Consider the following 19,653-nt stretch of genomic DNA (forward strand, 5'->3'; position numbering starts at 1 on the left):
TACATGCAACGTTAAGCCGGTATCCCTGGCGGGCCCAGTCAGCTGCCCGCCATGAGGCGAAATGGCAGGCTTTTCACCCTCTGCTCGGGTTTCTTGAAAGCAAGAACAGAGACTATTGTGAAAGCACAGGCAATGCAGTTTGCCGCTTGGCGGTAAGGAGGCAGAAATGGATAAGATTGTGATTGCGCCCAGTAAAGAAGCGGTGCGCCAGTTTATGCAGCAGCGTTTGACAGAGCGCCGCCCGCCGCCCGATGTGCAAACCATACGCCGTCAACTGGGCTGGGAATTACAAGCGGCGACGCGCGAGGCGGCCAAGCGTTGACGTCGCACCAGCCTCACAGCTGGTTGAAAGGGCGCCCGTCGCGCGTATTGCCGGGCGCTGCGCTGCGCAGATTATAGACGCTGCCCTTGCTGCCATCATCCGGCGCTTCGAGCACCCAACTGGTATTATTTTCCAGCACCGGGTCCCATGGCAGGGAGCGCAGATATTTTTTCTCTACCAATTCTTCCAGTGACTCGGGGTAGCGCCCGGTATCTCCATAAAATTTATCGATGGTTTCGCGCGTGATGCGCAAATTGTCCGCCAGAATGGTTTCCCTGGCCGTGTCTATGCTTTGAAAATAGCGCGGCAGCGCAATCGTCGCCAGTAATGAGACGATGGCCATCACCACCAATAATTCGATCAGCGTGAAAGCGCGCCTGGCATTATTCTTCATTGCTTCACCATTTGCGGTAAGGGATGCCGTTCAGACCGGTTTTGTCTGACAGCGAATACACATCATACACATCGTCGCCTTCGCGCGGTTCATTCGCTTCGCTGGCGTAGCTGCGCTTGCCCCAGGTTTGCGCATCTTCCTCATCCGGATTGGCATTGAGCGGGTCGCGCGGGATGCGGCGCAAAAAATAAATTTTATTGCGCTTGGGGTCGCGTTGATCCGCCACCCCCTCGACCAGCAGTTCCAGGGTTTTCGGATAGCCGCTGGCGCCCAGCGGTTTGGGAATCCTTCCCTCATCGCTGGCGCGCTTGTAGGCGTCGATGCCCTGGCGGATTTCGCGCAGGGCGTGGCGCAATTCCTGCTCTTTGTGCCGCTGCACCGTGATTTGCGCCACCGGCAACACGGCGCTGGCCAATAAGGCCAGAATCGCCAGCGTCACCAGCAACTCAATCAGGGTGAAAGCGCGCCGCTGCATCATGGCCGGATTTGCACCACGTAAGGGGCCGGCATCTGAGCCACCACGCCGCTGCCGCTGGCGGTGACCGGGGCAATCGTGATTAACTGCACGCGGCTGGAATCGGTGGCGGCCAGGGCGCGCAAGGTCAGGGTGATGATGGAGCCGCCTTCGCTCGCGCCGCCATTGCTGCGCGTGACCGAGGCTAACACTTGGCCGCTGCTTTCCACCTTGCTGGTGAAAACGGTTTGGCCGCCGCCTTGTTTCAGGAAGTCGCCTTCGCTCACCGCCGTCACTTGCAACACCTTGGGGTCGAAGCCGATCGCCAGCGGCAAACTGGCAATCGGTTGATCCGAGCGCAACACCAGTTGCAGGCTGAAGTTTTCGCCGACTTTGACCACTGGCGGGCCTTGCCATTGCATTTGCGGCGGGGTCGGGGCCGGCGGCGCGCTCCCGGTTTCCAGATTGCCGGTGGCGCCGGTGCCGGCGCTGCTGCCCGGATTGGGCGGGCTGTAAATGCCACCGCTGGTGCTGCCTGCATTGCCGGCGCCGGTTGATAGATTGCCGCCAATGTCTGTTTTCACAGGCGCCGGCGCCGGGGCAGAGCCTGCGCCCATGCCTGCGCCAGTGCTGACGGCGCCTGGCAAGCTGCTGCTTGCGCTTGCGCTGCTGCGCGAGGGCAGGGTGACCGGGGCCGAGGGCGCATCGGGCCGCACGCGCATGCTGGAATCGGTGCCGGCGCGGAATTCGGCGATGGTGGATTCTGGCCGCGTGATATTGCGCACCAGGCGCGGCGTGATGGCCAGCACGATCTCGGTTTTTTCATTATTTCCCAAGCCGCTGCCAAACAGCCGGCCCAGCAAGGGCAATTCGCCCAGGCCCGGCACTTTATTGCCGCTCTTGCGTTCTTCATCATTGATCAAACCGGCCAGCACCTGGGTTTCGCCATCTTTCAAGCGCAGCGCTGTGCTGGCGGTGCGGGTGCCGATGCGGTAGGCGTTGCTGCCGGACTTGGTTTGCGATTCCGAGACGATGTTCGAGACTTCGAGCATGACCTTGATCCCGACATCATTGTCCAGATACACATTCGGCTCGACTTCCAGCTTCAAGCCGACTTCGACATAATTCACGCTCTCCGAGACAAAGCCGGTTGAGGTCGAGGTCGAGGTGATGTTGGGCACCCGTTCGCCGATCATGAATTTGGCTTTTTCGCGGTTGCGCGCGCGGATGCGCGGGTTGGCTAACAGATTCACATCCGAATCCACTGTGCGCGCCACCACCGTGGTCTGGCCGACTGAGGCTTCGACGGTGCGGCTGTTGATATTGCTGCGCACATCGGACAGCAGCAGTTTTCCGCCGGCGGTGGAGGGCAGCAGAGTCAGATTCATTTTTTCCGGCCAGTTGATGCCCAGTTCCGTCAGCTTGGTGCGTTTGATTTCCAGCACTTCGACTTCCAGCATCACTTCCGGCTCGGGTTGATCGTGCAGCGCGATCAGTTTTTCCGCCACCTTGATCGCATCCGCGCTGTCGCGCAGCACAATCATATTCAGCTTTTCATCCACCACCACATCGCGCGTTTTGACGATTGTTTTGATGCTGTTGGCGACTGCTTTGGCTTCGGCATTGGTCAGGAAAAAGCTGCGCACCAGCACTTCCTGATATTCCTTTTGCTTGGCCGGCTGGTTCGGGAAAATCAGGATGGTGTTGCCATCCATGACTTGCTGCTCCAGCTGGTTGGTCATCAGAGCGTAGTGAATCGCCGCTTCGACATTGCTGTTTTTCAGATAAATCGACATCCGCTGATCTTGCCGCACATCTTTATCAAACAGGATATTCAAGCCGGCGGTGCGCGCAATCACTTCAAACACCTGCTTTACGCTGGCGTCTTTGAATTCGATGGTGATCGGTTTGCGCAGCGATTGCGCCATCTGGGTTTGCGGTGAATTGGCGCGCGCCAGCTCATTCAATTCTTTTTGCAGCGCCACGGCGCCGGGGTGGGCCGGGTTTTCCACCAGGATCAGGCTGATTTTGCTGCGTGCGCCGGCATTGTCTTTTTTCTCCAGCGCGCTTTTGGCTTCGTCCAGCCATTTTTGCTGGCGCGCCCGGGCTTCGATCTGCAGCAGGCCGGCGCTGGCGCGCGCATTGCTGCTTTCCAGCGCTAAAACACGGCGGTAGGCCTCAGCGGCGGCGCCCGGATCGCTGGCTTGCAGCCGGTCGCCCTGGCGCAGCAAGTCATACACCGCTTTTTCGCGCGCTTGCATCAAGCCAGCGCGGAATTGCGGCGAACGCGGATCTTCATTCACCGCTTGCTGCATTTTCTGCAGACCTTCTTCGACCTTGTTTTGTGCGATCAGCTCGCGTCCGTCACGATAGGCGCGCTGGCCGGCGCAGGCGCTGAGCAAGAGTGCGGCGGCCAGCGCCAGCACGCCAGCACGCGGCAGGGTGGGGGAGGTGCGCTTCATTCGGCGGCTCCTATGCTCAAGGTTTGGGTTTGCTTCAAAGGCAGATAGGTAAATACCATCGAAGGCGGTTTAATGCTTTCTATCTTGTACATGTTTTGCAGGGTTTCTTTTTCGTGCACGATCAGGGTTTCATTGCCTTGCGCCAGATAAATTTCCCAGCGTCCGTCTTCCAGTTTTTTGCCGATGAAGGTGAATGGCAGCGGCGGCGCGCTGGGCGGCGGCGGGGGCGGTGGCGGCGGCGGCGGTGGCGGCGGCGGCGTCCAATTGTGCGCGCCGAATAATTTGTCGGCGCTTTCCGGGTTCACCGGAGCTGCTTTCAATTCCGCAGCCTTGGCCTGTTTGGCGTCCTTGAATTTGGCGCCCGGTTTGTTTTCCTGCAGAGCATCGGCCTGATGCGCGCCGAATAATTCTTTGCGCTCGGCCAGCAGGCTGATGCTGATCGGACTGGCCGGCGCGGATGCGCCGGCGCTCACACTGGCGCGCGCTGCGCTGGCAGTCGCCGCAGCAGGATTGCCTTTGCGCGGCAACGCCTGCAAATCATCTTCCGCCGGCTTGGGCGCAAACACGCTCAAGCCCACTGTGGCCAGCAATGCCGCGCCCAGCAAAAGCGACCTTTGCTTCATTGATTTTCCTCCTCACCATCTTCGCTTTTGCGCTTGGGATCGATGACTTTTTCGCGTTGCGGGGCGGGATGATCGATGGCGGCCCTGCTGGCGTGCGCTTCCATCAACATGGCGTTGAGCATGGCTTCGGCGATGCTGTCGGCGTCGCCCAGATACAGGCTCAAACGCAGCCGCGCTTCCAGATTGCGATTGGCCACGATTTCCCGTTTGAAGCTGATTTCATCCAGCGCAGCAAACGGGATTTGCAACAGGGTTTGTTCGCAGAATTGGCGCAATTGCCCATACGTGCCTTTCACCGGCAGCGTGATTTGATAATGATAAAAACCGCCGGCTTTATTGAAGCTGAGCTTGTATTCTCCCTGGCGCAGGGTGAGGCCGGCGCGCTCGGCGATGCCAAACAGCAGGTTGACTTGCTGCTCGACATAGCTGCGCTCGCCCAGCGCATCATAAAAGCGCACCAGATTGCGTTCGGCCACCGGCTGCGGTTTGGCCGGCATTGCCGGCACGGCTTTGGGCTGGGCGAAGGCGGCTTTGATTTTCTCCACCGCCTGACGGTTTTGCTGCAGCATGGTGTGTTGCTGCGGCAGCCAGATCTGCCAGCCATACAGCGCCAGCGCCAGACCCAGCAGCGCGCAGGGCGTCAGCCAACCCAGATGCGGCAGGCGCAGGCGCAGTTGCAGGAATAAAGAGGCGGGCGGCGGCAACTTCATGGTTTGCCTCCCTTGATCGGCTTGCCGATCACGTCCGGCTCATTGGCGGCCTTGCGCGCGCGCATGTCTTCCAGTCTTTCCTGGCTGTCATCGTCTTCATTTTCAAAGCCGATCAGCCAGCGCGCTTCAAATTGAAAGCGCAATGGCCGGTTCGGATCTTGTTCATTGACTTCATGTTTGGTCAGCAAAACCTGATCAAAAAAACCGGCCACGCGCAGTTTGCGCATATACGCCGCCATATCCTGACTGGTTTTGGCCTCGGCGCTGGCGCGCAGCAGGCGGCGTTGCGGATCCGGCTCCAGCGACAGCAGGGCGATATTGGGCGGGGTGGCGGCTTCCAGCGCATCCAGCAATTCATGCCAGGGCAGGTTTAGATGCGCCACAGCGGCATTCACCGCCTTGGCCTTGGCTTCGGTGACGGTGGTTTTCAGCACTGGCGGCTTGGCTTTGCTGCGCTCATCCAGCTGGCGTTGATAACGCTGTAATTGCGCGCTGGACTGCGCCAACTCGGCTTCCAGCGCTTGCTGCCGCAAACTCAATGACAGCAGGCTGAGGCCGGCTGCGCCAAGCAGCAGCCAGCCCGGCAGCGATGAGCGCCACAGGCGGCGGCGCCAGTGGCCGGGGGCGAAATCGATTTCCGCACAAGTCATGACAGCACTCCTTGCATGAGGCGCAATGCATAGCTGCCGCCGGGCGCGCTTTGGCCGCCCAGCACGCTGTATGCAAGTTGCGGCAATTCCTGCGTCGCCAGCTTGGCCGGCAGCAAGCCGCCGAATTGCAGCGCTTGCGGTGCGTCCAGGTTCAGGCGCAGGCTTTCGCGCGTCAGCCATTGCGCCAGGGCTTGCGGTTCGTCCCAAAAATCGGGCGCGAGCAGATAGTTTTGCAGCGCTTGCACATGGCCTGCGCTGTGGGCCAGTAAATGCAAACCCTGGTTGTGAAACAGGCACAGCCAGCCATTGCGCACAAGCTTGCCGCGATATGTGCGCAGGATGTCGATGGCCGCCGGGGCGCAGGATAGTTGCAGCAAACCGTGCGCCGCGCATTGCGCTTGCACCCCATCCAGCAGGGCGGTTGGCAGGGCGCAGGCGGCAAAGGCGCGCTGTGCATGCCAATCTGCGCTCAAACGCCAGTTTTGCGCATCTTCGCCATATAAATGCGCGAAACGCAGTTGTGCGGCGGCTTCCAGATCAGCGCTGCGCTGGCTGTTGGCCGGCGGCGTCACCATGAACAGGCGCGCAAACTCATCGGCCAGCACGATTTCGATGCGGCGCGGCAGTTTTTGCGTTGCTGCGGCCTGTTCCAGCAGCGCGCCCAGTCGGGCGGGCCAATCGGTTTGCCAAAACGGCTGTTCCAAGCGGTTTTGCGCCAGCAGCCGGCGGCTGCGGCCCAGCGGCGCGATAAGCGCCAGGGCCATGCCATCCGGGGCTAAGCTCAGGCGCAACCAGGGACGCCATTGGTAAAGCCGCAACGGCCAGGGGCGCGGCGGCATGATCACCTGCTTATGCATGCAATGTCACCCGTTTGATTTCTTCCAAGGTGGTGGCGCCGCGCTTGGCCAATTCCAAGGCTGCTTCGCGCAAGCTGCGCGTGCCATTTTTGCGCGCCACCTCTTTGATCTGGCGGATCGGCCTTTTTTCGATCACCAGCTCACGTATTTCATCATTCATCAACAAAATTTCCGCAATCGCGCGCCGGCCCTTGTAGCCGGTGCCGTGGCAGTCGCCGCAACCGCGTCCTTCCATGAAACGGAAATCCTGCACTTGTTCCGGACTCAGGCCCATGCGCGCCAATTGCGCCGGGTTGGCCTTGACTTCGTGCGCGCAATGCGGGCAGACGGTACGGATCAAGCGCTGCGCCCAGATCCCGTTCAAGGCGGACACAAAGGAATACGGATCCAGCCCCATATGCGTAAAGCGGCCAAACACATCGAACACATTGTTGGCGTGCACTGTGGTCAAGACCAGATGGCCGGTGAGGGCGGATTGCACCGCGATTTCAGCGGTTTCTTTGTCACGGATCTCGCCGACCATGATTTTGTCCGGGTCGTGCCGCAGAATCGAGCGCAAGCCCTTGGCGAAGGTCAGGCCTTTTTTCTCATTCACCGGGATTTGCAAAATGCCCGGCAATTGGTATTCCACCGGGTCTTCAATGGTGATGATTTTGTCGCGCCCGTTATGGATTTCAGTCAGCGCCGCATACAGCGTGGTGGTTTTGCCCGAGCCGGTCGGGCCTGTCACCAGCAGCATGCCATACGGTTCTTCGGCCAGCGCGCGCAGATGCACCAGCGATTCGGCGTCATAGCCCAGCGCTTCGAGTGAAAGCGAGCCATAAGCTTCGATCATGGCGCGCTTATCCAGCACGCGGATCACCGCGTCTTCGCCGTGGATGCTGGGCATGATCGAGACGCGCATATCGATTTCGCGGCCGCCGCTTTCGACCCGGAAACTGCCATCTTGCGGAATGCGCCGCTCGGCGATGTCGAGTTCGGCCAAAACCTTGATGCGCGAGACAACCTGTTCGGCCAGTTCGATCCCGTTCACATTGGTGGCGTGGTCAAGCACGCCGTCGATGCGGTATTTCACCGCCAGCCCGGTGGCGGTGCTTTCCAGATGGATGTCGGAGGCGCCGACTTTGAGCGCGTCGTACAGGGTTGAATTGACCACCTTCACCGCCGGGCTGGCGGCTTCGCTGACCGAGGCGAAAGACAGATGGGCGGCCATTTTTTCGCGCCCGTCGCGCCGTCCTTCCTCGCCGCCCTGGCTCAGATTGTCAACCGCGCGCGCGCCTTCTTCCTGCTTGCTGAGATAGGCGTGGATATCGGTGGCCAAGGCCAGCGCCAATTGCAATTGCTGTCCGGCGCAGTGGGCCGCCAGCAGGGTTTGCAAATCCAGATCAAAAGGATCGGCGATCACGCCCACCAGCTGCGCATCATCGCGCCGCAGCAGGGCGCAGGTTTTTTGCATGGCGCGCGGCAGCGGCAGCAGATCAAATGCGCCTTCCATTTCCAGCATTTGCGCGGTTTCCAGCACCGGCAGTTGAAACGGTGCGGCCAGTGCGTGCACCAGCTGGCGTTGCGGCAGCTGGCAATCCTGTTCCAGTTGCGCCAGCAAAGGGCGCTGGGCGGCGCGCGCGGCCTCGCGCGCGCGTTGCAAAATCGTCGCGTCCAATGGGGGCGCAGCGCCAGGCATGTGGCTCATGACAAACTCCCGGCCAGATCAAAAATAGGTAAATACAGTAACACCACGATCGCCCCCACCACCACCCCGATGCCGGCCATTAAGAGCGGCTCGAAGCTGCGCGTGAAGCGCTCAATCATGCGGCTGATTTCGCCATCGTAAAAGGCGGCGGATTGGGTCAGCATCTGCCCCATTTCGCCAGAGCGCTCGCCCACCCGCAACATGCGCAGCGAGACCGGGGTGCTCAGATTGTGTTGTTCAAAGGCGTTGGAAATCTGGCCGCCGGATTCAATTACCTGGCTGGCGGCTTGCAATTGCTTGCGGATATGCGCGGGTACGATGCCTTGCACGGTATGCAGCGCCGGCACAATCGGAATCCCGCCTTCCAGCAGCATGCCCAGGGTCAGATACAGGCGCGATAATTGGTAAATGCGCAGTCGCTCGCCCAGGCCGGGCAGGCGGCTGATGAGTTGCAGCATGCGCCCGCTTTCAATCAAATGCCACAGCAGTAAGACGATGCCGGCCAGACTGGCCAGAATAATCGCCGCCAGCATGGTGCTGTGCTGGCCGGCGAATTGGCCCCACTCCAGCAAAAGTTTCGACATCCAGGGCAGATCGCGCCCGGCGCCTTTATATACTTCGGCAAAGCGCGGCACCACAAAGCCGATCAGGAAAAACGTCACGCCGCCGCCCACCAGCAGCAAAATGCTGGGATAAATGGCGGCGCTGATGAGCTTGCTTTTCACCGCATCGACGCGCTGCTGATAATCAATGAAACGCCCCAGTGCGCGCGGTAAATCGCTGGTGCCTTCGGCGGCCTTGACGATGCCGACATACAAAGGCGGAAACAAATGGGCTTGTTCAGACAGGGTTTGGGAAAAGCGTTTGCCTTCGCGCAAACCTTGCAGCATACGGGTGAAAATATTGCGGATGACGGGATTGGCTTCTTTTTCCTGCAAGGCTTCCAAGCCTTCGACAATCGACAGGCCGGCGTTGAGCAGGGCCAGTAATTCCTGGCTGAACAGCACCAGCGGCAAGCGGCCAGTGCTTGTCTGTGATAACAGTGAACGGCCTTGCTGCGCTTTGACGCTGGCGCACATCAAACCGCGCGCTTCCACCTGGCGGCGCGCATCCTGCTCATTGTCGGCATCGATTTGCAAAATGCTCATCACATTGTCGGCAGAGAGTGCGCGCACTTCGTATTGCATACGGTTTCCTGGCGGTCGGAAAAGAAAAATGAAAAATTTACTAATAAAAACTAACAGACTGCGGAGTATGCCAGTGCAGAGAGCAAATATACACGCTGAGCAGTGCTTAGTGCGTAAAATCCCGGTTAAAAATCAGTTCTTACGTGATAAAGGCGACAGCACAGAGCAAGAAAATGGAGGTGCATAAAGTGGAGAAAATGCAAGCTCAAGCGACGGATGTGAACGCCTGTCTGGACTTCGCCAGCCCCAATCAGTGGCGGGTGCAGCGTTTGCAGTTGCAGCATGCCGCGCTGTTGCAGGATTTATATCAGCGCAATCCGGCGTATTTCATCATCAGCGGCGACGCACCTGCTGCCCCGGACGCCGCTTGGCGCGATCTGGCCGCAGGTGCGCCGACTGCCTGGCCGCATCGGGCGCGCGCCATGTATGCCCTGTGTGATCAGGACGGGCAGGCGCAAGCCGCAGTGGATTGGGCCGCCGACTTGTTTGCCCCGGGAGTGTGGCATATCGGCTTTGTGCTGCTGGATGCGCGCTGGCAGGGACAGGGGCAGGCGCGCGCGCTGTATCAAGTGCTGGAACAGCATGCTTTGGCGCATGGCGCACGCTGGATGCGCTTGGGCGTATTGCAAAACAATCCGCGCGCGCAAGCCTTTTGGCGCGCCTCTGGCTTTGCTTTTTTGCGCAGCCGCAGTATCGGGGAGCAAGGCGCGCCGCGCATGGCGGATGTGATGCTCAAATGCCTGCGCGCGCACAGTGCGGCGGAGCAGCAACAAGAGCGCGCCGCCTATCTGGCGCAGGTGGCGCGCGACCGGCCGGACGCCGCATAGCTCAATCGCCTGCGCGCCATTCGTCCGGCAGGTCTTGCAGCACGCCAGCCGGACTGTTTGCCACCTGGCCCGGATGGGGCGCCGGATTGCAGGCGGCTTGATCTTCGCTCGCCAGCTCGGCGTCCGGCGCGGCAGCGGCGATTTTCAGCAGGGCTTGGCACAGCAAGACTTCCTGTTCAGACAGCGGCAGCAGCCAGGCCATATCGCAGGCTGCGATGTGGCGCGTCTGGATTGCCTGGTGCAAGGCTTGCCAGCCCGGCCCCAGCGCCTGTCGCGCCGGCCAGCGCAGGCTGGCGATTTCGCCTTGCGGCAGCCAGCCGGGTTGCAGCACGCCGGCTTGTCCGCTGGCGTCGCTCAAGGCATGCGGCAGCGCATGCGCCAGCGGCAGGCAGAGGTCGGTTGTGACGCCGCCATCCGCGCCGCGCCGCCAGCGCAGCAGCCAGGCGGCGTCAGCGCGCATGCCGTGATGCGCCAGTCCCAGCGCCAATTGCTGGCGCGCCCGCATCAGCTGCTCTGCTTGCGGCCATTCCATGCCGGCGGCGCCCGGACTTGGCGCCAAAGGGAGGCAAACCAGCGCTTGCGCCGCTTGGGTTTGGATTGCGATGTGCCCATCTGTCATGGCCGCTCCCTGCGCTGCTCACGGCAGCAGTGGCGAACAATCCTGCAAACCCTGGTGCAAGGCCGCACTCATGCGTGCGCGCTGCAGAGGATCTTGCAAGCGCAACTCTTCATCCGGATGCGCCAGCACCCCGGCTTCAAATAAGAGCGCCGGCATGCTTGCGCTTTTCAGCACCACCAGATCATCAAAATAGTGCACCCCGAGCGCGGCGTCGGCCCAGGGCCGGTTTTCGCCCGGAATATTTTCCGCATGATGGCGGCTATGCTGAAAACCGGCGGCTTGCAGACGCCGCGCCAGCGCTTGCGCACACAGCAGACTGGCGCGCCAAGCCGGGTTTTTGCGGGATACGAACAGCGAATATCCTTGCGCATGGCGCGTGAAGCGTTGCGCCGCGCCCTGCCATTCCCAGTGCTGTAAATAGCGTTCCTGCACCGAATCATGATGCAGCGATACGAGCAGGCTGGCGCGCTGTTTGGCGGCGCTCGCGGCGCGCCCGGCCAAGTCGCTGGCCATGCCATCCGCGCCGATCAAAACATGCGCCTGCCCCGCCTGCTGCAAGTCTTGCGCCAGGCGTTGAGCCAAGGCCAGATTGAAGTCAAATTCGCGCGCGCCGCGCGCACTGATGACTCCCGGCTTGGCGTGGAAATGGCCGATATCGAGCGCAATCACGCTCTCGCGCGCCGGCGCAGTGGCGCAGGCGCTGACGCAACACAGCAGGGAAAGTAAGAGTGACTTCATGGCCGGCGGGAAGGGCTGCAATGCTTCATGATTGCAGATGCATGGGCGCAGGGCAAGCCGGCGCTTGCCCTGGCCCGATAGGTGGATCTCAGGCAGGCGCTTATGCGCGTTGCGGCGTCATTCTGAGCAACATTTGTTGCAGAACCTGTTGCACGCGGGATAAGGCCGGGGCCTGCGCTCCGGCATATTGGCAAGATGCGCTGCCGGCGGCGACGGCGATTTGTAAATGCTCATCCCAATCGCGGTCAGGGAAATGCAAAAGCGAGAACAGCAAGCCGGCCATCGCCGCGTCGCCTGCGCCTACCGTATCCACCACCTTGATTTGCGGCGGGCGGCTGATCCATTCGCCGCTTTCATGCAGCAAGCGGGCGCCGGAAGCGCCAAGCGAATGCATAATCGCCGCTTGCGGGGCCAGGCGGCGCAGTTCACGCAAGGCGCCGGCTTCGTCGCGGGTGCGGAACAGGCCGCATAAATCTTCGCTGGAGACTTTGATCACATGCGCCACTTGGCACATTTCAAACAGAATATCGTCGTAGTCCTCGCCCATCAGCTTGCGGTAATTCGGGTCGTAGCTGATTTTCACGCCTTGCTGCTTTAAGCTGCGCGCCATGCCAAGCAAGGTCTCGCACAGGGGTTGGCGGCTCAAACTGATGCCGCCAAAATGCGCCCATTGCAGCGCGCCGTTCCAATTTTGCGGCAATAACTGGGGATCAAAGTACAGATCCGCGCTGTCGCCGCCGGCAAAGAAATAATCCGGCGGCGCCACCTGGTGCACAAAAGCGAGCAGCGGCGGACGCGTGACTTTTTGCATAAAGCGTAAATCCAGGCCGGCGTTGCGGCTGGCTTTGATGATTTCGTCGCCAAACAAATCCGAGCTGACCGCGCCGGCGAAGGCGCTGCGGCAGGCCCAGGCGGCCAGGGTGCGCGCCACATTCCAGGGCGCGCCGCCAGGGATTTGCAGCCATTGGTGGTTAGGCTGGCGGATCATATCGGTCAATGCTTCGCCGACCGCAATCACTTGCGGCATGGGGGTGTCGTCGTTGGCGACTATGGCGGATGCGCTACTAATCAAAGGCTTGGTATTCATGTTTTGCTTACGCTGTGATGATACTTCGAGGGTGCGGTGGGATGTCGGCAGGCGGGCAGGGTGACTAATGGCCGTATGGCCGTATGGGGAATGCTCGCCAGAAACCGTGACCTGTGATTATAGACAGTCTCGCGCAAAATGCAGTCGCTGTTAGATTTTACGCAATACTTGCTCAACGGAAATTGTTCCCGCCTTTTTGTTTTTTGTGATTTTTATCTGTTTATATCAGGGTGGCCAGGGTCAGTTGATGTTCCAACTCTTTGACCGCTTCCTGCAGGATGGCGTCTTGCTGCTCAATCTTGATTTGCGGATGGTGCAAGCGTTCGATCTGGCTGGCCGCATGCCACATGCCCAGCGTCAGGCAGCCGGTGTGCAGGGCATCGATTTTGGCTTTGCGCACAGGGTCCTGCGCCGTTTGCGCGAGTATGGGGCGGGCTTCCATCAACTGTTTTTGCAGCGCGCGATAATACGCTTGCAAACGTTCGCTATTCAGATTCAAGCGTTGCATCACGGCGCCGGGCTGTTCCGCCAGGCCGCTCCAGACTTTTTTGAGGATTTTGCGCAAATGCGCTTGCGCTTCCTGCGCATTGAAGGGCTTGATGATGTAATCCGTGGCCCCGGATTTGATGGCCTGCTGCACCGTGGCCAGATCAGAGGCGGAAGAAACCAGCACTACCGGCAGCCGGTTTAGCAGCGGATCGCCTTTCACCCGCTGTAAAAATTCAATCCCGGATAAGCGCGGCATGCGGATATCGCAGCAGCACAGCAAGATCTGTAAGCCGTTTTGCAGCAAGTCCCAGGCTTGCTGGCCGTCTTCCGCTTCGACGATTTCAAACGGCCCCAGACTGGACATCAAGTCCACCAGGGCCATGCGGGAAATCACATCATCATCCACCACCAGGACTTTCATGGCGCCTCCGGGATTTGCTTGGCTTGGCTATTGTAACCACATCATGCCGCGCCAGTGTGATTTAAACCAGTGTTGGCATACTCGCATTGTCATAATAAAACGGCGTGACGCGCGCGCCATCCCATTCATAGCGCAAATAGCGCGCATGACGGCAATTCGCCAGCGCCAGCGTGCTGAAGACGGCGGCGCAGACGCTGCCGGGCGCGCGCACGCTTTGGTACAACAGTCCCAGGCTGCCTTGTTCGCGCAGGGTTTTGGCATAGGCTTGCGCCGCGCCGTAATGTTGCGGGTCTTGCAGCGGATCGCTGGCGGCGGCGGCGCGCGCATCATGCAGCCGGCCACACACGTCCACATGATATAGCCGCATTTGTAATTGTTGCGGCGCTTCGCTGGTGGCGCGCATGAAGCGCGCTGAGTGATAACAGGTTTCCGCAATCGCTGTGTGGGCTTGTTCTGCGGCGTAAAACACACCATAGCCGCCATCCGAAAAACGGCTGCCTTCTGGATTCAAATGCGTGAAGGCCGCCATGATGGGGCCAAAGCCCTGGCCATAGCGGCGCTGCTCTGGCGGCACCAGGCTGATTTCGCCGACTTCTTCGCGCAAACGCGGATTGGTCATGGCTTCGAGTAAATATAAAGCCTCGAAATCTTCTTCTTTGGCGACACGGTCAAACAGATTGATACTGGGAAAGCGGGAGGGAATCACACGAAAGCCCGGGCGCCAGTCGATATCGGCGAGCGGGGTGGCGTGCGGACTCAGATGAGGCGGGTTTCCGGTCAGGTGCATGCCTGCTCCTTATTGTTGAATCGAGGGAGGTTGCAGTGGGGCGCGCCGGGTTTTTTTGGATGGCGTCGCCCGCCGGGTTTCCAGTCCCCGGCCAGTCGTGCTGCGCGCTTTGGCAGCGCTGCTGTCTGCGCTTAACCGCCGCGTTGCGCATCCAGATATTGCCGCACCACAAATAAATCAGCCACATTGCCCGATAACATCCGCTGCAAGGCGCTTTGGCCTGAAAACAAGGGGGCGTGGTTGGGACGTTTGATCCAGCCATCGGCGGCGGCGGGATCGGGCAGCAGGATTTGCAGGGCTTTGTAAATACCGAGGATATACGAAATCCGCTCCAATGTGTCGCGTTCCAGGCGCGCGGTATGCGGTTCTTTTTTCCAGCGGAACCAGGTCGAGCGCGCCGGGTTGCCCAGCAGAATCAATTGCTCATCCACCGATAACTGCCACAGATTGGCGATGTTTTGAAAGGCGCGGATGGCGGCGGCGCACACTTGCGGCGATTGTAATTGCAGGCCGCTGTGCAGGGCGGGATGGTGGGGCGCATGATCGGGGCGCATGGTTGGCTCCAAAGTGTATCGTATAGATGCATTCTAATCCAAATCTGGACTTTCTTCAATGAAAGTCTTGTTTGGGATTTTGACGCATCTTCTTCAGCGCGTGCTGGCAGTTTTGCCGCCGGGCAAGCCTGGCCCGGTGTTTATAATCGCTGCAGATTGAGAGGGGGAGATATGCAAAACACAAGCGAGATCATCATCAGCCGTTTGCGCGTGCAAGATGCCGTCATCTATCGCGAACTGATGTTGCAGGCCTACGCCACCCATCCCGACGCCTTCACCTCCAGCGTGGAAGAGCGCGCCGCCTTGCCGCTATCCTGGTGGGAACAATGCCTGGCCACAGGCGAGGCGGCGGAAGTGGTGTTCGGGGCCTGGCTGGATGCGCGCTTGTTGGGCGTGGCCGGCCTGGCTTTTTCGCAGCGCGCCAAAACCCGTCACAAGGCGGATGTGTTCGGCATGTATGTCAGCCCGGAGGCGCGCGGCTTGGGGCTGGGCAAACTACTGCTGCAGGCGCTGGAACACGCCGCACGCGCACGCGGCGTACAGGTTTTGCAATTGACGGTGACTGATGGCAATGCCCAGGCGCAAGCCTTGTATCGCGCCTGCGGCTTTATTCCCTTCGGTCTGGAGCCGATGGCGGTGCGGGTGGGGCAGGGGTTTGTCGCCAAGGAATATCTGTGGCGGCGGCTGCAGGCGTAAAAAAAGCCCCGCATTCAGCGGGGCTCAGATTTTAATTTCAGAGATAGGCGGCGAGCGCGGTTTTCATCTTTTTCAGCGCTGCGGTTTCGATCTGGCGGATGCGTTCCGCCGAGACGCCGAATTCCGCAGCCAGTTCGTGCAGCGTGGCGCCGGAACCGTCGTCATTCGCCAGCCAGCGCGCTTCGATGATGCGGCGCGAACGGTCGTCCAGTTTCGACAGCGCTTCTTCGAGACCTTCCGACTGCAGGCGCATTTGCTGTTTGGCTTCCAGCACGCGGGTCGGCTCGCCCGAATCCGAGGCCAGGTAGGCGATTGGCGCGAATTTGTCGTCCTCATCGTCCGCCGGCGCTTCCAGCGCCACATCGTGCCCGGCCAGACGGGTTTCCATCTCGATCACTTCTTCGCGCTTGACGTCGAGTTGCTTGGCAAGCGCGTCGATTTGCGCCGGGCTCATCGCGTCCAGGCCTTGCTTGTGGCTGCGCAGGTTGAAAAACAGCTTGCGTTGCGCCTTGGTGGTGGCGACTTTCACCAGCCGCCAGTTTTTCAAAATATATTCGTGGATTTCCGCCTTGATCCAGTGCATTGCATACGACACCAGGCGCACGCCCTGGCTTGGATCGAAGCGTTTGACGGCTTTCATCAAGCCGATATTGCCTTCCTGGATCAGGTCGGCGTGCGGCAGGCCGTAGCCTAAATAACCGCGTGCAATCGAGACCACAAGGCGCAGGTGCGAGAGCACCATTTTTTGCGCGGCGGCCAGATCATTGTGTTCGCGCAAACGCTGCGCCAGACTGCTTTCTTCTTCCTGGCTCAGCATCGGCAGACGGTTGACGGCAGAGATATATGCGTCCAGATTGCCCAAGGCGCCGCTGAAACCAAGCTCAAGCGCATTGCTGCCTGCCGGAACCAAAGCCAACTGTGCGGATGCTGCGTTCATATCTTGTTCTCCTTGCTGCTGATGGTGCGGCGTTTGCGCCGCTTGCATTCTGCTGTCCAGCCACATGGCCGGTTTATCTCAGCGCTTATGTTAGCACTCTCATTGGATGAGTGCCAATCCTGTTTTGTAATATGCTTACTTCAGTAAAATCTGAAGGTGCATTTGATGTATACAGTTTTTATCGGATTTGATTTGAATAGAAGCATGTTTTTGCTGAGTTACACATACTTTTTTCAGATTTTATGGAAGTGATCCCGGATAAGCCTATTTCCTCTATATGAAGAGGGAATGCCAGTGCGAGGATACAGGCGTTACAGCGGCGGGTGTTTGTAAATCGGTGAAACAATTTGTTGCAATTGCGCCGCGCGCTTTAATCCGGCTTTTGCAATTCATATTCAAACAGCCAGAAATTATCCAATTCGCGCCAGGCGCAGTGGCTGGCGCTGGCGGCCAGTAATTCCGTCATTTCGGCTTGCTCAGGGAAATTTTTCAGGACTTTGCGTTGCGTGCCGTCATCCAGCGGGCGCATTTGCCAGGTATTGCCCAGCGCATCGCGTTCGACAAGCGGATAGTCGCGGCATTGAACCCGGCTGTTATCGAGCAAAATCACGCGCGCGCCCGGCGCAAGACGCGCATGCAGAGACTGCAAAAACGCGCCGCGCCGCTCAATCGGCACATGGGAAAACCACAGACCGGCAAAGGCGGCGTCAAATTCGCCCAACTCCGCGCCCAGCGCATAGGCGTCTGCAAGGGCAAAGCGCACCTGCGCACAATGCGGGCGCAGGCGGGCGAAGGCCAGCGGCTCAGCGACGCCATCAGTGGCGGTATAGGCGGCGGCATGCGGCGCAATCCATTGCGTCCAATAGCCGGTGCCGCAAGCCACTTCCAGCACGCGCCGTCCGGCCAGGACGTGCGCCAGATGCGCTTGCAAAAACGCTAAATCGGCGGCGCGCTCCGGCTGCAGATACACCCGGTCATAGTAAGGCGCGCGGGCGGCGTAGTAGGCCCGCATTTCCCGGGCAGAATCAAATGCGGTATCGCTGCCTTCATGGTTTTGCATCAGAAAACACCCCTTTTTTCTTCAGTCTGGCATAGCCCAGCATCCAGCCGCCAAACAACAGCGCCAGATTCAACATGCTCATGGCAAGAAAAGACCAACTTGATTCTGCACCGTAAAACAGCAGGGTGAACAGGGTTTGCAAAACGAATAGCAGCAAGGGCGGCAGCAGGGCAGGGCTGCGGTATTTATGAATCAGGAGCGCGCCGGCCCAGACAGAAAACAGGCAGCCCGGCACAACCAGCCAAAGCGCAGTCAGACTGACCGGAAAGCCATCGACAAACATCTCTTGCAACTGCTGCGCGCTATAACCCTGAATCAACAGGATTTCCTGCATGATCAAGCCAGCCACCAGACTGCCGAAGATATCCAGCGCCAGGGCGGCAAGCAGGGCTTTCCATAATGGCGTGCGTGTCTGGCCGGTGTCGAGGTCAGCCTGCGGCGGTTTGAAATTGTCTTGTAAGCTCATGAATCTTAATGCATGCGTTGCAAATGGCGGCGCACGGACAGCCAGGCGCCGCACCAGCCCAGCAAAATCGCAAAAACCAGCAGCAATACGCTATCGATCAGGGCCAGCGGGCGCAATTGGAATTCGCTGGCGTACAAATGCGCCAACTCCGCAATCAGACGGTTAAACGGTTGCAGCGTGAGGGCCACCATGCCCAGAGCCAACAAGCCGGCGCAGAGGCCCAGCATGGCGCCGCCATATAAAAACGGGCGGTGAATAAAGCTGTCGCTGGCGCCGACCAGGCGGCTGACGCTGATTTCCGGCAAGCGTGTCAAAACCTGCAGGCGCACGGTGTTGAACACCACCACCAGCACCACTACCATCAGGGTGGCGGCGATAAACGCCAGCATCAGCCAGGCCAGTTGCAAGAAGGCGGCCAAACGCTTGACCCAATCGGAATCGACTTGCGCCACATCCACGCCCGGCAGGTTTTTCAAATCCTGCACCAGCGCCGGCACCCCTTGCACCGCACGCGGATCGGCCACTTGTTCCAATTGCAGCACCCAGGAATCGGGCAGCGGGTTTTGTCCCAGGCTGCCCAGCACATCGGCCAGCGCGCCGCGCGCCTGCAATTGCGCCAAAGCTTCTTCGCGCGGCACAAAACGCATGCGCGCCCGCACCTTGTATTGCTGTAATAAGCGCTCAATGGGTTCGCCCAGCGCGCGCCCTTCTTCCTGCGTCAGCGCGGGTTTGAGGAAGATGCTTAATTCCGGCTCCACCGCCAATTGGGCCGACAGCGGGCGCAGATTTTGCAACAGGGTGAAGCCGGCCAGCGGCAGCGCCAGGGCGCACGCCACCACCAGCACATTAAAGGCAAAGCCGGCGGGCGCGGCGCGCAGATGGGCAAACGCGACCGCCAGCGCAAAGCTTTGTTGACGCCACCAGTTTTTCATGCGTTTTCTCCATTCGCCGCTGGCGCGCTGTCTGCCGCCAGCCGTCCGGCGTGCAGGGTGATGACGCGCGCCGCCTGCTGCAAAATGCTCTCATCATGGGTGGAAATCAGGCAGGTCACGCCAGCCGCATGAAAACTCTGCAGCGCTTGCATGACTTGTTGTGCGGAAGCCTTGTCCAGATTCGCGGTCGGCTCGTCAGCCAGAATGATTTGCGGGCGGTTGACAATTGCACGCGCAATCGCCACGCGCTGCTGTTCGCCGCCGGACAATGCTTGCGGGCGCGCATGAATTTTGTCCGCCAGCCCAAGCCGCTCCAATGCTGCCTGAGCGCGCTGACGCGCTTCTTGCGGCGCCGCACCCAGCACCACCAGCGGCAGCATCACATTGTCCAGATTGCTGCGGTCTTCCAGCAAATTGGTTTGCTGCAGAATAATGCCCAGATTGCGCCGCAAAAAAGGAATCCCGGCGGGCGGCAGGTGACTGATATCCTGACCATTCACCAGCACCCGGCCCCGGCTCGGACGTTCCAACGCCGCCAGCAGTTTGAGCAGTGTCGATTTGCCGGCGCCGGAGGGGCCGGCCAGCAGCACCATTTCGCCGCGCTGGATGGTGAACGATACGCCGTCCAGCGCGGCAGGCGCGCCTGGATATTGTTTGCTGACCGCTTGCAGTTCAATCATGCCGCCTCTCC

General features: G+C 60.0%; 23 protein-coding genes. 3 read left to right on the forward strand and 20 right to left on the reverse strand.

Going from position 1 to position 19,653, the window contains the following annotated elements:
* Positions 1-166: 166 nt before the first annotated feature.
* Complete coding sequence (locus tag V8J88_RS03105) at positions 167-322, forward strand: hypothetical protein (RefSeq protein ID WP_338847714.1); 156 nt, start codon at positions 167-169, stop codon at positions 320-322.
* A gap of 13 nt (positions 323-335) precedes the next feature.
* On the opposite strand, the gene V8J88_RS03110 is transcribed toward V8J88_RS03105, so the two are convergent.
* Genes V8J88_RS03110 through V8J88_RS03150 form a run of 9 tightly spaced genes read right to left on the reverse strand, consistent with a single transcriptional unit; the run spans position 336 to position 9,349 of the window.
* Positions 336-716 carry a type II secretion system protein gene (locus V8J88_RS03110; RefSeq protein ID WP_338847716.1) on the reverse strand — a complete coding sequence of 127 codons (381 nt, stop codon included), beginning with the start codon at positions 714-716 and terminating at the stop codon, positions 336-338.
* A gap of 4 nt (positions 717-720) precedes the next feature.
* Positions 721-1,194 (reverse strand): type II secretion system protein, encoded by a 474-nt coding sequence (locus V8J88_RS03115; RefSeq protein WP_338847717.1) that lies wholly within the window; start codon positions 1,192-1,194, stop codon positions 721-723.
* A complete protein-coding gene (locus V8J88_RS03120; RefSeq protein ID WP_338847719.1) occupies positions 1,191-3,632 on the reverse strand; it encodes a cohesin domain-containing protein in 2,442 nt (813 codons plus the stop codon). The genes V8J88_RS03115 and V8J88_RS03120 overlap by 4 nt, the downstream gene beginning before the upstream one ends.
* Complete coding sequence (locus V8J88_RS03125; RefSeq protein ID WP_338847720.1) at positions 3,629-4,255, reverse strand: hypothetical protein; 627 nt, start codon at positions 4,253-4,255, stop codon at positions 3,629-3,631. The genes V8J88_RS03120 and V8J88_RS03125 overlap by 4 nt, the downstream gene beginning before the upstream one ends.
* On the reverse strand, positions 4,252-4,965 hold the full coding sequence (locus V8J88_RS03130) for a hypothetical protein (protein WP_338847721.1): 714 nt from the start codon (positions 4,963-4,965) through the stop codon (positions 4,252-4,254). The genes V8J88_RS03125 and V8J88_RS03130 overlap by 4 nt, the downstream gene beginning before the upstream one ends.
* Entirely contained in the window at positions 4,962-5,615 is a 654-nt protein-coding gene (locus V8J88_RS03135) for a PilN domain-containing protein (protein WP_338847722.1), read from the reverse strand. Before V8J88_RS03135 ends, V8J88_RS03130 begins: the two co-directional genes overlap by 4 nt.
* The gene (locus tag V8J88_RS03140; protein ID WP_338847724.1) at positions 5,612-6,472 is read right to left on the reverse strand and encodes a hypothetical protein; all 861 of its coding nucleotides are present in this window, start codon (positions 6,470-6,472) and stop codon (positions 5,612-5,614) included. Before V8J88_RS03140 ends, V8J88_RS03135 begins: the two co-directional genes overlap by 4 nt.
* Entirely contained in the window at positions 6,465-8,162 is a 1,698-nt protein-coding gene (locus V8J88_RS03145; RefSeq protein WP_338847726.1) for an ATPase, T2SS/T4P/T4SS family, read from the reverse strand. Before V8J88_RS03145 ends, V8J88_RS03140 begins: the two co-directional genes overlap by 8 nt.
* Entirely contained in the window at positions 8,159-9,349 is a 1,191-nt protein-coding gene (locus V8J88_RS03150) for a type II secretion system F family protein (protein ID WP_338847727.1), read from the reverse strand. Before V8J88_RS03150 ends, V8J88_RS03145 begins: the two co-directional genes overlap by 4 nt.
* Positions 9,350-9,546: 197 nt before the next feature.
* Here V8J88_RS03150 and V8J88_RS03155 point away from each other — a divergent pair, with 197 nt between their 5' ends.
* Positions 9,547-10,176, forward strand: a complete 630-nt coding sequence (locus V8J88_RS03155; RefSeq protein WP_338847728.1) for a GNAT family N-acetyltransferase — start codon at positions 9,547-9,549, stop codon at positions 10,174-10,176.
* A gap of 1 nt (position 10,177) precedes the next feature.
* Here the strand turns inward: V8J88_RS03155 and V8J88_RS03160 are convergent, their stop codons facing one another.
* From V8J88_RS03160 to V8J88_RS03185, 6 genes are all read right to left on the reverse strand, one after another.
* Positions 10,178-10,795, reverse strand: a complete 618-nt coding sequence (locus V8J88_RS03160) for a hypothetical protein (RefSeq protein WP_338847729.1) — start codon at positions 10,793-10,795, stop codon at positions 10,178-10,180.
* A gap of 18 nt (positions 10,796-10,813) precedes the next feature.
* Complete coding sequence (locus V8J88_RS03165; protein ID WP_338847730.1) at positions 10,814-11,533, reverse strand: N-acetylmuramoyl-L-alanine amidase; 720 nt, start codon at positions 11,531-11,533, stop codon at positions 10,814-10,816.
* A 100-nt stretch (positions 11,534-11,633) separates the two neighbouring features.
* A complete protein-coding gene (locus V8J88_RS03170) occupies positions 11,634-12,560 on the reverse strand; it encodes a carbohydrate kinase (protein ID WP_338849827.1) in 927 nt (308 codons plus the stop codon).
* Positions 12,561-12,840: 280 nt separating this feature from the next.
* Positions 12,841-13,530: a response regulator gene (locus V8J88_RS03175; RefSeq protein ID WP_338847731.1), complete on the reverse strand. Its 690-nt coding sequence runs from the start codon at positions 13,528-13,530 to the stop codon at positions 12,841-12,843.
* A 61-nt stretch (positions 13,531-13,591) separates the two neighbouring features.
* The gene (locus tag V8J88_RS03180; RefSeq protein ID WP_338847732.1) at positions 13,592-14,317 is read right to left on the reverse strand and encodes an RES family NAD+ phosphorylase; all 726 of its coding nucleotides are present in this window, start codon (positions 14,315-14,317) and stop codon (positions 13,592-13,594) included.
* 131 nt (positions 14,318-14,448) lie between these two features.
* Positions 14,449-14,871, reverse strand: coding sequence for an antitoxin Xre/MbcA/ParS toxin-binding domain-containing protein (locus V8J88_RS03185; RefSeq protein WP_338847733.1), 423 nt, complete (start codon positions 14,869-14,871; stop codon positions 14,449-14,451).
* A 171-nt stretch (positions 14,872-15,042) separates the two neighbouring features.
* On the opposite strand from V8J88_RS03185, the gene V8J88_RS03190 reads away from it, so the two are divergent.
* Positions 15,043-15,567: a GNAT family N-acetyltransferase gene (locus V8J88_RS03190; RefSeq protein ID WP_338847734.1), complete on the forward strand. Its 525-nt coding sequence runs from the start codon at positions 15,043-15,045 to the stop codon at positions 15,565-15,567.
* A 37-nt stretch (positions 15,568-15,604) separates the two neighbouring features.
* On the opposite strand, the gene rpoH is transcribed toward V8J88_RS03190, so the two are convergent.
* From rpoH to V8J88_RS03215, 5 genes are all read right to left on the reverse strand, one after another.
* The gene (rpoH, locus tag V8J88_RS03195) at positions 15,605-16,504 is read right to left on the reverse strand and encodes an RNA polymerase sigma factor RpoH (protein ID WP_338847735.1); all 900 of its coding nucleotides are present in this window, start codon (positions 16,502-16,504) and stop codon (positions 15,605-15,607) included.
* Between the two features lie 370 nt (positions 16,505-16,874).
* Positions 16,875-17,564, reverse strand: coding sequence for a class I SAM-dependent methyltransferase (locus V8J88_RS03200; RefSeq protein WP_338847736.1), 690 nt, complete (start codon positions 17,562-17,564; stop codon positions 16,875-16,877).
* A complete protein-coding gene (locus tag V8J88_RS03205; RefSeq protein ID WP_338847737.1) occupies positions 17,551-18,030 on the reverse strand; it encodes a hypothetical protein in 480 nt (159 codons plus the stop codon). The genes V8J88_RS03200 and V8J88_RS03205 overlap by 14 nt, the downstream gene beginning before the upstream one ends.
* Before the next feature lie 5 nt (positions 18,031-18,035).
* Positions 18,036-18,962, reverse strand: a complete 927-nt coding sequence (locus V8J88_RS03210) for a permease-like cell division protein FtsX (protein WP_338847738.1) — start codon at positions 18,960-18,962, stop codon at positions 18,036-18,038.
* Positions 18,959-19,642, reverse strand: coding sequence for an ATP-binding cassette domain-containing protein (locus tag V8J88_RS03215; protein ID WP_338847739.1), 684 nt, complete (start codon positions 19,640-19,642; stop codon positions 18,959-18,961). The genes V8J88_RS03210 and V8J88_RS03215 overlap by 4 nt, the downstream gene beginning before the upstream one ends.
* Positions 19,643-19,653 lie beyond the last annotated feature (11 nt).

Origin of the sequence: Massilia sp. W12, assembly GCF_037300705.1 — a bacterium.
In the GTDB taxonomy this organism is placed as follows: Bacteria; Pseudomonadota; Gammaproteobacteria; order Burkholderiales; family Burkholderiaceae_D; genus JACPVY01.

Bases quoted from the DNA above. Each gene is read 5' to 3' on its own strand.
- V8J88_RS03200 (WP_338847736.1), bottom strand. From the start codon at position 17,564: ATGCAAAACCATGAAGGCAGCGATACCGCATTTGATTCTGCCCGGGAA.
- V8J88_RS03110 (WP_338847716.1), bottom strand. From the start codon at position 716: ATGAAGAATAATGCCAGGCGCGCTTTCACGCTGATCGAATTATTGGTG.
- V8J88_RS03175 (WP_338847731.1), bottom strand. From the start codon at position 13,530: ATGAAAGTCCTGGTGGTGGATGATGATGTGATTTCCCGCATGGCCCTG.
- V8J88_RS03130 (WP_338847721.1), bottom strand. From the start codon at position 4,965: ATGAAGTTGCCGCCGCCCGCCTCTTTATTCCTGCAACTGCGCCTGCGC.
- V8J88_RS03120 (WP_338847719.1), bottom strand. From the start codon at position 3,632: ATGAAGCGCACCTCCCCCACCCTGCCGCGTGCTGGCGTGCTGGCGCTG.
- V8J88_RS03170 (WP_338849827.1), bottom strand. From the start codon at position 12,560: ATGCCGCAAGTGATTGCGGTCGGCGAAGCATTGACCGATATGATCCGC.
- V8J88_RS03160 (WP_338847729.1), bottom strand. From the start codon at position 10,795: ATGACAGATGGGCACATCGCAATCCAAACCCAAGCGGCGCAAGCGCTG.
- V8J88_RS03190 (WP_338847734.1), top strand. From the start codon at position 15,043: ATGCAAAACACAAGCGAGATCATCATCAGCCGTTTGCGCGTGCAAGAT.
- V8J88_RS03150 (WP_338847727.1), bottom strand. From the start codon at position 9,349: ATGCAATACGAAGTGCGCGCACTCTCTGCCGACAATGTGATGAGCATT.
- V8J88_RS03165 (WP_338847730.1), bottom strand. From the start codon at position 11,533: ATGAAGTCACTCTTACTTTCCCTGCTGTGTTGCGTCAGCGCCTGCGCC.
- V8J88_RS03155 (WP_338847728.1), top strand. From the start codon at position 9,547: ATGCAAGCTCAAGCGACGGATGTGAACGCCTGTCTGGACTTCGCCAGC.
- V8J88_RS03145 (WP_338847726.1), bottom strand. From the start codon at position 8,162: ATGAGCCACATGCCTGGCGCTGCGCCCCCATTGGACGCGACGATTTTG.
- V8J88_RS03115 (WP_338847717.1), bottom strand. From the start codon at position 1,194: ATGATGCAGCGGCGCGCTTTCACCCTGATTGAGTTGCTGGTGACGCTG.
- V8J88_RS03185 (WP_338847733.1), bottom strand. From the start codon at position 14,871: ATGCGCCCCGATCATGCGCCCCACCATCCCGCCCTGCACAGCGGCCTG.
- V8J88_RS03140 (WP_338847724.1), bottom strand. From the start codon at position 6,472: ATGCATAAGCAGGTGATCATGCCGCCGCGCCCCTGGCCGTTGCGGCTT.
- rpoH (WP_338847735.1), bottom strand. From the start codon at position 16,504: ATGAACGCAGCATCCGCACAGTTGGCTTTGGTTCCGGCAGGCAGCAAT.
- V8J88_RS03180 (WP_338847732.1), bottom strand. From the start codon at position 14,317: ATGCACCTGACCGGAAACCCGCCTCATCTGAGTCCGCACGCCACCCCG.
- V8J88_RS03135 (WP_338847722.1), bottom strand. From the start codon at position 5,615: ATGACTTGTGCGGAAATCGATTTCGCCCCCGGCCACTGGCGCCGCCGC.
- V8J88_RS03210 (WP_338847738.1), bottom strand. From the start codon at position 18,962: ATGAAAAACTGGTGGCGTCAACAAAGCTTTGCGCTGGCGGTCGCGTTT.
- V8J88_RS03125 (WP_338847720.1), bottom strand. From the start codon at position 4,255: ATGAAGCAAAGGTCGCTTTTGCTGGGCGCGGCATTGCTGGCCACAGTG.
- V8J88_RS03205 (WP_338847737.1), bottom strand. From the start codon at position 18,030: ATGAGCTTACAAGACAATTTCAAACCGCCGCAGGCTGACCTCGACACC.
- V8J88_RS03105 (WP_338847714.1), top strand. From the start codon at position 167: ATGGATAAGATTGTGATTGCGCCCAGTAAAGAAGCGGTGCGCCAGTTT.
- V8J88_RS03215 (WP_338847739.1), bottom strand. From the start codon at position 19,642: ATGATTGAACTGCAAGCGGTCAGCAAACAATATCCAGGCGCGCCTGCC.